Origin of the sequence: Liquorilactobacillus hordei DSM 19519 (assembly GCF_019443985.1) — a bacterium.
Lineage (GTDB): Bacteria > Bacillota > Bacilli > Lactobacillales > Lactobacillaceae > Liquorilactobacillus > Liquorilactobacillus hordei.
Genome location: NZ_CP049303.1, coordinates 1,660,844 through 1,674,652 on the forward strand (window position 1 = coordinate 1,660,844; position 13,809 = coordinate 1,674,652).

The window sequence follows — 13,809 nt, forward strand, 5'->3', positions numbered from 1 at the left end:
TCCTAGGAGTGATTACTCTGATTAAACTTTTTACTGATGCAGCTACAAAAGGAAATCCTGGCCCAAGTACTGCAGGTATTCTTATCATTAAGGATGGTCAACAGTTCCAATATGCGATTGCCTTACCAGACTCATCCAATCATACTGCCGAATTTTTAGCAGCATTAACAGGTCTTCAATATGTAGAAAAATTATTTGGAAATGCCGAAACTTTGATGTTCTTTAGTGACAGCCGTATTGTGATTGAAAGTATTGCTAAAAATTACTCAAAAAAATATAATAATTTTCTTGTACAAATAATTACACTTCAGGCAAAATTCCCACTAGTCGTTAACCAATGGATACCAGAAAAAAAGAATCATGGGGCACACACCTTGGCAACACAAAAACTCCACAGTATTTTAAAAGAATAGTTTCTCATTTTGATTATACTAAATATCTGAGTAAATAACGAAATTATCGTATAATTAATCCTTTTTTAAGGCAATTTAATTTTCATAAATTCTAATCGCTGCTAACCATCTTTACTCAATTCAAAAAGTAGCCGAATTAAAATAAGTAATACCCTATGATATGAAAAAACTAGGGTACCTCTTATTTTGATTCAGCCTCTCTTCTATATACAACTTCACTTCATAAGTTTTTTCACCAAATTATGAAATACGAATGTTCTTTTTTATAGAAAACTTATTTAGTTATTACGTTCCTTTTTCCCCCAATATTGGAAGTAATCCGTCCGTAATGAGCCATTGTATAACTTACGCTTTTTCGTCGCTCTTTGACCATAATATTTATCAAATTCAAGATCACTTGTAAGAATGTACTTACTCCAAGTAGTTAACTCTTTATAAGTTTGACCCATTTGCTTGTATAATTCCCTAACAGCCGTTTGATCGCTCAAACGCTCACCATATGGCGGATTAGCAACAATTACACCATTTTTCTTCTCAGTTCTGAAATCTTTTAACGCTAATTGTTTAAACTTAATACTATGAAGTAGTCCAGCTTCACTCGCATTAAGCTTCGCAATGTCAATCATTTTTCCATCGATATCATAGCCAGCTATATCAAGTTCTATATCATAATCAGCCTTGGCATCAGCCTCATCTCTAAGTTGTTGAACCAACTCTTTTGGATGCCATCCCCATGTTTCGCAGATAAAGTCTCGGTTGAAACCCGGTGCAATATTGTGACCAATCATTGCAGCTTCAATCGGAATTGTACCTGAACCACACACTGGATCAACAAAAGGCATTTCAGGATACCAATGTGCCAATAATACCAGCGCTGCAGCCATATTTTCCTTTAAGGGAGCAGGTCCCTTTTCAATCCTATATCCCCGCTTAAAAAGACTGGATCCAGTTGTATCTAAAGTCAATAACACCTTATCCTTATTAATTGCAACCTCTAAAGGAAATTTTGCACCTGTTTCAGCAAGCCGTGTTCTTCTATGATAAATGGTACTCATCTTGTCAACAATTGCTTTTTTCACAATAGATTGTACATCAGGAACACTATATAGTTTTGATTTCTGTGACTTACCAGCAACTGGAAATTCAGCATCTAGTGGCAAGTATTTATCCCATGGCAAAGCTTTTGTCTTTTCAAATAATTCATCAAAAGAAGTAGCAGTAAACTCAGCGATTACAATTTTTATACGATCAGCAGTTCTCAGCCATAAATTTGTCTTGATAATATCAGTAAAATCTCCACTGAATCTAACTCGACTATTCTCAACCTCAACATGGTAGCCTAAATGCTTAAGTTCATTTCCAACAAGAGACTCAATGCCAGCAGCAGCAGTCGCAATTAAATTATATTCTTCCATGTTCACTCATTCTCCTATATTTTATCAAAATAAAAAGGTTAGGAATAAACCTAACCCTTCCCTGAAATGTAGTCCTCTATAAGCCACGTTCCGTACGTCATTCAACACAGGATGTTGAAATCGGTGGTAATCATCTATCTCCAGATAGTCTTTTAACTATCTGCCCCCATGATTTGTTCATTTCCGTCATGAAGCGCCCCTACCAAAGTTTGGGTTACCTGCTCGTGGGGTTTACCGCGTTCCATCAATACCGTTTCCAATATTGCTTCGTCACTGTGGCACTTTCAAGACTACTCGGACATAGCACTAAACCTTAGTCCTTTTATCTGCCGTTACCCATAAGAGTACCTTGCCTTATTTTTTCAGCAAGCACGATCACTACAAGCATCTCAGCCTGTGCAAGCTTGGACTTTCCTCAGCCTACTTAAAGTAGACCGCGATTACCAGAGAACTACACCAAATTCTTAAGATAGTCTGCTAAAAACGACTATCTCTATTTGCATCATCATTCAATTGTGCACCAAAGACATGACGCTCTAAATTAGATAAACGTTTCAAAATGTCCATGTTCGTGACATTAGAAGTTGGACGACTAGCTTGACCACTTTTTCCAACAGCCAATTGCTTTGTTAATTCATCCACTTTACTAACAAGACGATCATTTTCCATTTGCAAGCGTTGTGTTTCTTTAGAATACGTCTCATAGTCCTTAATAACATCATCAAGAAATTCGTCTACATCTGCTGGATCATAGCCACGCATCTTAGGCTTGAAATTTTTATTTACAATATCTTTTGGCGTGAAATTTATCTTCTCCACAGCAATGCACCTCATATTCTTTAGAAAACTAAGTCTATAACTCTGTTAATTATACCAAATATTATAATTATTGCAAATCATTTTCATTCTTTCTTTCAAAAAATTCTTGAGCTCCGTTTTCAAGCCAATCCATATCAATATTTATAATATTATATTCATGCTCATTTGCATATTTTTTTGCAGCTAAGATATCGTATTTAGGTTTGCCCTCATATTCTGGATCATACACAATCATTGCCATTTCCGTATGTTCAAGCATAAAGTTTTGCCAGTTTCGTAATTGTTGTGGTGAGGTATATTCCTTATCACTCACTGTCGCACAAAAATCAACTTGATCTTTTAAAAGTGAGAATGCTACTTTTCGTTCTGGTTTCCACCTTGTCTCAAATTCATTATATGGCAACATCATTGCAACTTTAAGCTCCGGAAATTCTTTTTTCATTGAACACACTACTTCGACCGTCATCTGTTCAATTCCAGATTGTCCTCCAACTAGAACCCACTCAAGACCGTCTTCTATTTTTTGACTGATTGCATCTTTTAGAATACTTTTCAAGACCTCAACTTTTGGATCAGAATCTTTATAAATATTTAATTCATAACTACGATATCCTGTAACCCACATTCGCATTACTTACTTCACCCCTGTCATAACTTGACTAATCATAAAACAAGAATATTATAAATAGCAATATTATAACCATCTAAGATATGCTTTTTTGCCAACTGTTTGTGTTGTTGGTATAATAAGTCGAATGGAGGCATGATACGACATGGTTCTTAGATATCCCAATGGCAAAACTTATCAACCAATAGTAAAAGAAAAAATATGCAATAATAAAAATTCAAATATCATATTTGGTAATCGTGGAATGTCGTTGGAAGAAGAGATTAATCAAAGTAACCAATACTATTTGCAACAAGGGATCGCTGTTATTCACAAGAAACCCATACCAATTCAAATTGTCCAAGTTGACTATCCGCAAAGAAGTGCTGCCGTAATCAAAGAAGCATATTTCAAGCAAGCATCAACTACCGATTATAATGGCGTATATCGCGGTTACTATCTTGACTTTGAAGCAAAAGAAACTCACAACAAGACTTCTTTTCCACTCAGCAATTTTCATGAACACCAAATTGCTCACATGAAAGCGTGTGTTGATCAAAAAGGAATTTGCTTTACCCTTATTAAGTTTACCGCAACACAAGAAATTTTTTTATTACCTGCCGCAATTCTCTTCGATTACTGGGATAATCAAGAAAACGGGCGTAAATCAATTCCAAAGAAAGTTATTGTTAATGGTGGATTTCAAATCAAGTACCATGTAACACCACTTATTCCGTACCTAAAAAGTATAGATAAGATTATTGAAAATCTATGTAATGCATAAAGGAGTAAATCATGAGTAGCAATCAGGATCCTAATAATTCAAGAGTAATGCGGAGAAAGCAACGAGTTATAAAGAAAAAGAAACCTGTGGGTAAATTCAAGAAGTTCCTAAAACGATTTCTACTAACAGCATTAGTATTCGTTGAGATAGTTATTGCAATTGGAGCTACAATCTTTTTTGTCTATGCGAAAAATGCCCCTTCTTTAAGCGAAGCTCAGCTTACAAGCGCGGGCTCAACCACCATCTATGATTCTAATGGTAAAATCATTACCCGCATAGGAACTCAAAACCGCATCTATGTTAATAGTAATAAAATCCCTCAGACTTTAAAAGATGCTGTCGTATCAATTGAAGACCGTCGTTTTTATAAACATCACGGAGTTGATCCGCTGCGAATCGCTGGTGCAGCACTCTCTAATCTATCAGCTTCTTCTGGTTTACAGGGTGGTAGTACACTGGATCAACAATTAATTAAATTAGCTTATTTTTCAACCAGCACTACTGATCAAACATTTAAGCGCAAAGCTCAAGAAGCTTGGCTGGCTCTCAAGTTAGATAATACTTACAGCAAGCAACAAATATTAACATTCTATATTAATAAAGTTTACATGGGAAATGGTGTCAAAGGCATGCAAACTGCTGCAAAGTATTACTTTAACAAATCCCTAAGTCAACTAGACTTAGCTCAAACTGCTTTAATTGCTGGTATCCCAAATGCACCGACAGATTATAATCCTTATGCTAATCAGAAGTTAGCAAAAAGTCGTCGGGATGAAGTTATCAACGCAATGTTAGCAAACAAAAAAATTACAGCTGCACAAGCAAAACAGGCAAAGAGTGAGAGCATTACTCAAGGTCTTGTACAGACTCATGAAAGCTCAACAAACACTACCGAAAAATCGAAAATTGCGGATGCTTACCTTAAACAAGTAATTCAAGAAGCAGAATCTAAGGGTTATAATCCATATAAAGGTAACTTGAAAATTTATACAAACCTAGATATGAATGCACAGGAGTACTTATATAATCTTGCAAATACAAATGACGAAATCACATATCCTGATGATAAACTTCAGGTTGCTTCAACAGTAGTTAACCCAAATAATGGCAAAATTGTTGCAATGATTGGCGGACGAAAAAATGGAGATGTCACTTATGGATTAAATCGCGCAGTTCAAACAGACCGTACAAATGGTTCTACTGCAAAACCTCTGATGGATTATGGTCCTGCAATTGAATACCTTAGTTGGGCAACATATCATGAACTCGACGATAGTGAGTATGTGTATCCTGGAACAAGCATCAATCTTTATGATTTTGATGATGAATACCAAGGTGCGATTACGATGAGAAGCGCATTAACCCAATCACGTAATATTCCTGCCATTCGTTCATTGCAGGCGGTTGGTATCACTAAGGCACAAAATTTTATTAGCAAACTTGGTTTTAACTATAAAAAAACACTTGAATTTCAAAATGGAATTGGTCTACCTTCTTCAACACTCCAAAATGCGGCTGCATATGCAGCATTTGCGAATGGTGGAACTTACTATAAGCCACGTTATATCAACAAAATTACTTCTTCAGATGGCAATTCCAAAAATTACTCTAGTTCTGGGAAGCAAGTTATGCAGTCATCAACTGCATATATGATTACAGATATGCTCAAAGATGTCATTTCCAGCTCTAAAGGTACAGGGAAGTACGCAAAGATAAGCGGCTTATATCAGGCAGGTAAAACTGGGACGAATTCTTATCCATCAGATGTTGCTTCTAAATTCCCTAGTTCAGCTGATATGGACTCATGGTTCAATGGCTATACACAAAACTATTCAGTTTCAGTTTGGATTGGCTATGATCATCAATACGAATCAGGTAATTACTTGTCTCAATCTTCTGCAAGAATTGCTTCTTACTTCTATAAATACGCAATGACATACCTTTCACAAGGAAAAACAAATAAAAATTGGAAGAGACCTAGCAATGTCTATACAAAAACCGTTAACGGTGTTCGTGAACTCTATCTAGCTGGTTCATCCGATACAGTGTCATCTGATATCGAAAGTTCTAGCATTGCAAGTAGCGTTTTCAGCAGTACTAGCTCATCAAGTTCTAGCTCGAGCTCAAGCACGAGTTCGTCTTCTAGTTCCAGTTCGAGTTCAAGTTCAAGTTTGAGTTCATCTTCTAGTAGTTCTGCTGTTTCTTCTAGTTCAAGCTCTGAGAATAGTCAGACATCAAGTGTCTCAGAAACCACAACTAGTGCAAATGAATCTAACACACAACAATCTAATTAATAAAATCAATTTTTCTCTAATCTTAATAGTAGTTTAGTAAATAAAAAGACCTACTTTATTTTCGAAGTAGATCTTTTTATTCACCCTGATTTAATTGTTTAACAACTTTAAACTCTTATCATTTTTTTATCTAGTCATAACCAAGATTGGAATAAGCGCAATCAAATTATTTGTAGCATGAATTGCTATATTTAACTTGATGTTGTCATACTTCACATAAATAGTCCCTAAAATAAGGCCCATCGTAATATACATAAGTGCACTAATAATTGTATCACTTGAATGTAATACACCAAACAAAACCCCAGCTATCAAGATAGCTACCCAATTGATATTCCAAAATTTTAATTTAATTGTCTTGATTAGGAGCGCTCTAAAAAATAACTCTTCGCAAATTGGAGCAAAAATTATTACCATCAATATCATTGTCAACCTTATCGAATTTTGTTGAAAAAATAATTTGGTAATTTCTGTATTGTTTGCTGTCTGATTCTCTCCACTAACTAGAAGGTTTAGCATCCCTAAAACATACTCACTAAATAATAATATCCCTATTCCAGCTAAATATCTCTTACTAAAAATATCAGAATTTTTCTTAAAAGCTGTCGTTCCTGTAATTTTCTTAAATAACTTCAAGAGTAACCAAATAGCTAAAATATATATACTTATCGTTAATAAACAACCGAGATATTGAAAAACTCTATTTTCTAACCTTAGTTGTATAACTAAGCCTACCTGAGGAACCATGGTTAATCCAAAACTCAGCAATAAAATCAGAATATAACCCGCTTTTTGTACAACTTTTTTCATCAGACTTCCCTCCTATATTTCTCACTGTACTGTTGCTTTACCCGTTGCGTAGTCAATTTTTATTCCATCCTGTACATTTGGTATAAAGACATTAAATTCAATTGTTCCATCTGCTGATTTTGCTTCAATTTGTGCACCCGAGGGTACAAGATTATTTTCACTATAAATATCTATAACACGATAACGAATATTTTTATTTTGATCCAATCCCTTTCTAACAATTGTTTCGTAATAATTTTGCCCAGTAGAGTAACGTGCTGCAGCCTCGTTTGCCCATGCAGTTTGTGTAGCAATATTACGTTTGTTAGCCTCAGAAGCATCAAAACTAGTAATCCCTCCTACTAAAGCATATCCCAGTAAATGTCCACGATCATAAGCGTGTTTATATCTACCTTGTAAGTTTAAAAGCTGATTAAATCCAGCCGGTTTCCAAGAAGTTGCGCCTTCATTCGTTTCACTTCTATTACGGTACTGACGCGTTGTCTTATTCAACCATGCATCCCCAACAGCTGGTCTTCCACTGCTATCAACTTTATTTATTGCATAGGGTGCACTCCTAATATTCGCATTTAACGTTGTTTTATTATTATTAATAATAAAAGCTCCTGCATTATTCCAAACTATATTATTTCCTAATTTTTTTCTTACATCTTGTACTAATACGGATTCTGCAAGCTCTTGACTTGGGACAGAACTTGAATAATACGATGAACTAATTTCTGAAGAGCTATTATTTTTTGTGGTATCTGTACCACTACTGGAATAGTTTCCAGCAGCGCTCATATTCGCACTATTTTCGACTTCAGAGTGTCCTTTATTACTATTACTTTGAGTTCCATATCCAATTAATAACGCCACTAAGACAGTAAAAATACTCACTAAAGAAATAGGTCTACTCTTTATTTTTCTTTTCCTCACTTGTTTATATCCTCAACTCATTAAATTTAAACTATGTCACTATTATATGCTAAATCTATCCATATAAATCAATTTTATACAAAAAGCAAGAGGACTACGACAAAATAATTATTCTGCGTATTTCCCTCTTGCTTTTCTTCAGCATTGATACTAAAGAATCGTAATTAGTTTGTTGACTCTTTTGGAACCCAAACTTTTGTTTCACTATAATCAGGATAATAATACCCATTCGGAATCGTCTGTATCTCAATCAACATTCCCCATGGAGTTTTAACATAGACACTTCCATTTTGAGGTGTATCCTCATATTTTGAATTTTCATGCACACTTGACAATGCAATGGCTCCAGCAGCAACAGCATTCTTTAGTGCTTTTTCAATATCTGATACAAAGATTGAAAAATGATTGATTCCAAGATCCTCTAATCCCAGTGGCTTTTGTTGTTTTGTAGACTCTATCTCAAATAACTCAATCCCGGGACCATTTCCTATTACAACCATCTCTTGTCCAATAATCTTTGCTCCTTGAGAAAGTCCAAGTTGATGCTCCACTTTTGCGCCTTCTCTTGGTTCATCTTCCTTTTCTATTCCTAAATAAGCAACTTTTGCACCAAATGCCTCCTTAAAAAAGTTAGTTGCTTGTTTAATACTAGGCACTGTTATCCCTAAATGATTAATACCAAGAATTTCTCCGAACTTTTGCATAATAGTCTCTCCATTCCCTTATTCAAAAACTTTTACATTACTTTTTGTTACATTTTCAACTTTTTGCAAACTACCCTGCAGTAAAATTCTGAGTGGAGTATGTGCAACTCCCTTAATTGGATCACAAGTAATCAGCGTTATCATTACTTTTCCAGCTACATCATCTACCACTTGAACTTGATATTTATTAATCGTTTTACGCACATCAATTTTGTATATATAAACCTTCTTGCCATCTGTCAAATATACTTTGTTTCCAACCTTCACCTTAGCTAAGGGTGAAAACAAAATATTGGGATTATTCATATGGTGCCCCGCTAAAGCATAATTACCGGTACCCATTTTCTGCTGAGCTTTCATCGTCCCAGCCCCGCGTAATAAATTATTATTGCTAATTCCATAAAATATAGGTAATTTCAAATTAACCGCTGGGATGGCAATTTTTCCTATCATTCCAGTATTTGATGAAGTAAGGCTGGCTTTTGCGATTCGTGAAGCACTTGCAGACTTAACCTTATTAAAGTCAAATGAACCTTTTTTTTCATGCTTTTGACTAATACTTTGTTTTAAATCAGTTGCCGTCATCCTCCCAACTAGCAAATCCGAAATTTGTTGATTAAAGATTAGAGCAACTCCTATTATTATCAGTAAAATCTCGACAAACCACACTATTTTTTTTTTCATTTTCATAAACCCCAGCCATCACATTGTTTAACATTTAAAATATAGCATAATAATTCATTAAATACATTTTTTATGTACCCAGTTATTAAAAAAAACATAAACCATCATTCCCTAAAAGCTTCTCTAACAGCAGCATTATTAGTGGTATGAAAGTCTATGAATTAAAAATTTTCAATATTCTATATATTATATATCTTATTCCTCACTACTATCGTTTTTCTTTACAACATCTTCTTGAACAACAGGTAATGACACTCTAAAAACAGACCCTCTTCCAATTACACTCTCTGCTGTAATTTGTCCATGGTATCCCTCAATCAGTCTCTGTGCTATTGAAAGTCCTAAGCCATTTCCACCTTTTCCACGACTACGAGCTTTATCAACACGATAAAAGCGATCAAAAACTTTTTGAATATTTTCTTTGGAAATTCCTTCTCCAAAATCTTGAATAGCAATATTCACATATCTCTGATCCCGTGAGACTGATAAGTGCACTTCTTTTCGCTTTTCAGAATATTTTACCGCATTATCCATTAAAATAATTAACACTTGCTCCAAATGATTACGGTATATTCTAACTGGAGTTTTACCTTTTAAATCATCATCTAGTAAAAAAACAAAATCAGGCTTAATCATTTTAAAGTTGTTATAAACTTGCAAAACAATTTCACGAACATCTGCAACCTCTTTACCATATTGAATCTCAACTTGTTCAGCACGTGATAAATCCAACATTTCCTGTACAAGGCTCTTCATTCGATTAATCTCCTGAAGTGAGGCTGAAATTGACTCAGCTAAAACCTCTGGGTCATCTTTTCCCCAACGATTCAGTAGTTCCATATGTCCTTGAACAATTGTCACCGGTGTCCTCAACTCATGAGAGACATCTTCGACAAATTGCTGTTGTTGTTCAATATAGCGCTGCATCCGGTCTAACATATCATTAAAAAGTTGGCTTAAATCCGACAATTCATCATTGCGCTTGATTGCTTCAATTGGTACTCTAATATCTGCAATTGGATCATCTTCATCTTCTTGATTAATCTTATCAATCGTATCATTTATCAAATCAATTGGCCTTAATAACCAAGCCGACAAGGCATATTCAAGCATTGCACTTGCTATGGCCGCCGTAATCCCAAATATAAAAAATATCAGTCCTAACTTTTCCCGTGCCTTATCATAATCAGTCAGCCGATTTGTAACTTGGATGTAGCCAATTACTTTTTGTGTGCTCTTTGCAACTACTGGTTTTCGAATTATAAGAACATTAACATCTTTAACTTTTTGGACTTGCGTAGTATTAGTACTATTATTAATATTAAACTCAACCGGTAAGGACCTTGAAGCAAAAACTTCTTCACCATTCAAATTATAAATTCCTACTCCTATATTTTTGCGTGATAACGTAACAAAAACTGAATCTGAATACAAACTTGCTGGTCGATTTTTTTCTTGATTAACTGCAGAAATATTTGACCCAAGCTCACGCTTAGCACTATCATTTGTTAATTCATTTTCTAAGGAAGATAATCGGCTTTGTGCCACAGCTACAGCATCAATAGCATACTGCTTTTCTTGTTGTAACATTAAATTAGAAAAACTTTGGAATAATAAAACTGCAAAAATTGCAAAAATGACCAACACACCTATACTGGTGCCAATTGCCCATTTTAATTTAATTGAGAAACCTTTTTTAGTTTTTTTTCTGGTTCTAAATAAACTTTTTTTCTTTTTTTTCACGAACGCATCACATACCCTGTGCCTCGAACAGTTTGAATATAACTTTCCTCATCTGGTCGATCAATTTTATTACGAAGATAACGAATGTAAACATCAACAACATTAGTTTCGATTTGTGACTCGTATCCCCAAACTTTTTTCAGCAAGACATCACGAGCAAGAACAACATTGATGTTCTCCATCAAAGCCAGAAGCAATTCATATTCTCTCTTAGTAAGCTCAATAATTTCATCACCGCGACGAACTATTCGATTTTCCTTTTCAACTGTCAAATCACGATATGTTACCTTAGTTTGTTTAGAGGCATTTTGTTCACTTTCAATATCAATTCTACGGAGCAAAGCGCGTAAACGTGCTAATAATTCTTCAATTGCAAATGGTTTAACAATATAATCATCGGCTCCATGATCAAGTCCTGATACCCTATCAATCACTGAGTCTCTAGCAGTCATCATAATTATTGGTGTATTTTTTGTTTGTCTAACACGACGACAAACTTCAAGTCCATTTAATTCAGGCAACATTAAATCAAGTAAAATGGCATCCCAATCACTTTCTAATGCCGCATCTAACCCTGTCCGTCCATTATAGTGAACCTCTGTTTCATAGCCTTCATGTTGTAACTCTAGTTCCACAAACCTAGCAAGATTTTTTTCATCTTCAATAATTAGTATTCGATTCATATTCCACTCTCCTAGAAAATTAAATAATAATATTATTATTTTTCATTTAACATTAATCTAACACAAAAGCAATAATTTAGCACTTCTTTGATAAAATTATTTTTTAGTAATGCACAAAAAATCGATAGATTTATTTAGAAATCTATCGTTTTTTGACATTGTTGGCGAACATTCCTGTTTATATTATTAGGTTGTCCGTTTTATTCTTCGTGATACCATTCATAGTGGTACATACCTTCTCTATCAGTTCTTTCATAAGTATGTGCTCCAAAATAGTCACGTTGTGCTTGAACGATATTTGCTGGTAAATTAGCTGATCTGTATTGATCAAAGTAAGTAATTGCGGCAGTAAATGCTGGAACAGCAACACCGGCTTGAATTGCCAATGCTACAATTTCGCGGACCGCTGCTTGATACTTATCAGTAATTTCCTTAAAATAAGGATCCAACATCAAATTACTTAACTTATCATTCTTATTAAATGCATCTGTAATCTTTTGTAAGAATTGTGCACGAATGATACAACCTTCACGCCAAATCATTGCTAATTCACCATATTTAAGATCCCAATCGTAGTGTTCTGAGGCAACACGCATCTGCTCGAATCCTTGGGCATAACTCATAATTTTACTAAAATATAGTGCCTCTCTGATTTTTTCAACTAATACTTTCTTGTCAAGCTTACTTGAATCGAAATCAGGCCCTTTTAAAACATCGCTGGCTGCTACGCGTTCATCTTTCAAGGCAGAAATATATCTTGCATATACTGATTCAGTAATCAACGATTGTGGCACACCAAGTTCAAGTGCACTCTGAGAACTCCATTTACCTGTGCCCTTATTACCTGCACGATCAAGAATAACATCAACAATTGGTTTGCCCGTTCCCATATCATCTTTACGTGTCAAAATTTCTGCAGTAATAGACATCAAATAACTATCAAGTTCTCCTTGGTTCCAGTCGTTAAAAATCTCAGCAATATCATTAACCTCAAGTCCTAGAACATTTCTTAGAAGATTATAGCTTTCTGAAATTAATTCCATATCGCCATATTCAATTCCATTATGAACCATCTTTACATAATGACCTGCACCATTAGGGCCGATGTAAGTTACACATGGTGTTCCATCCTCAGCCTTAGCAGCAATCTTATTTAGTATTGGTTCAACAAGCTTGTATGCTTCAACCTGTCCACCTGGCATTAGTGAAGGACCCTCAAGTGCACCTTTCTCACCACCAGAAACGCCCATACCGATGAAGTTAATCCCGGATTCATCCAATACTGCATTTCTGCGTACTGTATCTTCGAAGAATGTATTTCCACCGTCAATTAATACATCTCCCTGACTCAAATGAGGTAAAAGCTGTTTAATTAGCCCATCTGTCGGTGCACCAGCCTTAACCATCATAATAATTCGTCTAGGGGTTTCAAGAGAAGCAACAAAGTCTTCAATATTATAACTAGGAACGAGTTTTAACTCTGGATGATCAGCAACTACCTTTTCAGTCTTTGACCCAGTTCTATTATAAATTGCAACATTATAACCACGGCTTTCAATATTCAAAGCCAAATTTTTTCCCATTACAGCCATTCCAACTACACCAATTTGTGGTTTACCCATTATTAAACCTCCTACAAGTAATATTCATCTCTAATGTTACCAAAAACAACTTAAAAGATAAAGACGTTGTCACATTTTAAATCTATTAATATTTTAAAAATTTTCCTGGTAGCTTAATATTTTTTTAATTTAAAGCTACAAACACAATATTATGAAAGACAGAGTTTGATATGAGTTTGCAAGGTTCCAAAGCTAATTCAAAATTACGAACATCGTGTGTACTTTGATATAAGCAATTCAAAGTTAGTTGAAACTTTTGATTTATGAAACACATTTATTCGTAATAAATAGAGGGGTCAAGGTCAGAATTAAC

Annotated in this window: 13 protein-coding genes and 1 other RNA gene; 3 read left to right on the forward strand and 11 right to left on the reverse strand. The window is 34.8% G+C overall.

The features are described from left to right. The first annotated feature begins 8 nt into the window (after positions 1 to 8). On the forward strand, positions 9 to 413 hold the full coding sequence (locus G6O70_RS09255) for a ribonuclease HI family protein (RefSeq protein ID WP_233419116.1): 405 nt from the start codon (positions 9 to 11) through the stop codon (positions 411 to 413). 278 nt (positions 414 to 691) lie between these two features. On the opposite strand, the gene G6O70_RS09260 is transcribed toward G6O70_RS09255, so the two are convergent. From G6O70_RS09260 to G6O70_RS09275, 4 genes are all read right to left on the reverse strand, one after another. Further along, complete coding sequence (locus G6O70_RS09260; protein ID WP_057868964.1) at positions 692 to 1,828, reverse strand: THUMP domain-containing class I SAM-dependent RNA methyltransferase; 1,137 nt, start codon at positions 1,826 to 1,828, stop codon at positions 692 to 694. A 74-nt stretch (positions 1,829 to 1,902) separates the two neighbouring features. Beyond that, an RNA gene (gene rnpB, locus G6O70_RS09265) (RNase P RNA component class B) lies at positions 1,903 to 2,280 on the reverse strand. A gap of 25 nt (positions 2,281 to 2,305) precedes the next feature. Beyond that, a complete protein-coding gene (gpsB, locus tag G6O70_RS09270; RefSeq protein WP_057868965.1) occupies positions 2,306 to 2,647 on the reverse strand; it encodes a cell division regulator GpsB in 342 nt (113 codons plus the stop codon). Positions 2,648 to 2,714: 67 nt separating this feature from the next. Next, positions 2,715 to 3,278 carry an SLOG family protein gene (locus G6O70_RS09275; RefSeq protein WP_057868966.1) on the reverse strand — a complete coding sequence of 188 codons (564 nt, stop codon included), beginning with the start codon at positions 3,276 to 3,278 and terminating at the stop codon, positions 2,715 to 2,717. 142 nt (positions 3,279 to 3,420) lie between these two features. On the opposite strand from G6O70_RS09275, the gene recU reads away from it, so the two are divergent. After that, complete coding sequence (gene recU / locus G6O70_RS09280) at positions 3,421 to 4,038, forward strand: Holliday junction resolvase RecU (protein ID WP_057868967.1); 618 nt, start codon at positions 3,421 to 3,423, stop codon at positions 4,036 to 4,038. Between the two features lie 11 nt (positions 4,039 to 4,049). After that, positions 4,050 to 6,332, forward strand: coding sequence for a transglycosylase domain-containing protein (locus G6O70_RS09285; protein WP_057868968.1), 2,283 nt, complete (start codon positions 4,050 to 4,052; stop codon positions 6,330 to 6,332). Between the two features lie 126 nt (positions 6,333 to 6,458). On the opposite strand, the gene G6O70_RS09290 is transcribed toward G6O70_RS09285, so the two are convergent. From G6O70_RS09290 to gndA, 7 genes are all read right to left on the reverse strand, one after another. Next, positions 6,459 to 7,142, reverse strand: a complete 684-nt coding sequence (locus G6O70_RS09290; RefSeq protein ID WP_233419117.1) for a CPBP family intramembrane glutamic endopeptidase — start codon at positions 7,140 to 7,142, stop codon at positions 6,459 to 6,461. 21 nt (positions 7,143 to 7,163) lie between these two features. After that, positions 7,164 to 8,060 (reverse strand): DNA/RNA non-specific endonuclease, encoded by an 897-nt coding sequence (locus G6O70_RS09295; protein WP_057868970.1) that lies wholly within the window; start codon positions 8,058 to 8,060, stop codon positions 7,164 to 7,166. 164 nt (positions 8,061 to 8,224) lie between these two features. After that, positions 8,225 to 8,764 carry a VOC family protein gene (locus tag G6O70_RS09300; RefSeq protein WP_057868971.1) on the reverse strand — a complete coding sequence of 180 codons (540 nt, stop codon included), beginning with the start codon at positions 8,762 to 8,764 and terminating at the stop codon, positions 8,225 to 8,227. Between the two features lie 18 nt (positions 8,765 to 8,782). Beyond that, positions 8,783 to 9,448 (reverse strand): class A sortase, encoded by a 666-nt coding sequence (locus G6O70_RS09305; protein WP_057868972.1) that lies wholly within the window; start codon positions 9,446 to 9,448, stop codon positions 8,783 to 8,785. A 195-nt stretch (positions 9,449 to 9,643) separates the two neighbouring features. Continuing rightward, the gene (locus G6O70_RS09310; RefSeq protein WP_057868973.1) at positions 9,644 to 11,191 is read right to left on the reverse strand and encodes a HAMP domain-containing sensor histidine kinase; all 1,548 of its coding nucleotides are present in this window, start codon (positions 11,189 to 11,191) and stop codon (positions 9,644 to 9,646) included. Further along, positions 11,188 to 11,874, reverse strand: coding sequence for a response regulator transcription factor (locus tag G6O70_RS09315; RefSeq protein ID WP_057868974.1), 687 nt, complete (start codon positions 11,872 to 11,874; stop codon positions 11,188 to 11,190). The genes G6O70_RS09310 and G6O70_RS09315 overlap by 4 nt, the downstream gene beginning before the upstream one ends. A gap of 200 nt (positions 11,875 to 12,074) precedes the next feature. Beyond that, positions 12,075 to 13,496 carry an NADP-dependent phosphogluconate dehydrogenase gene (gndA, locus tag G6O70_RS09320; RefSeq protein WP_057868975.1) on the reverse strand — a complete coding sequence of 474 codons (1,422 nt, stop codon included), beginning with the start codon at positions 13,494 to 13,496 and terminating at the stop codon, positions 12,075 to 12,077. Positions 13,497 to 13,809 lie beyond the last annotated feature (313 nt).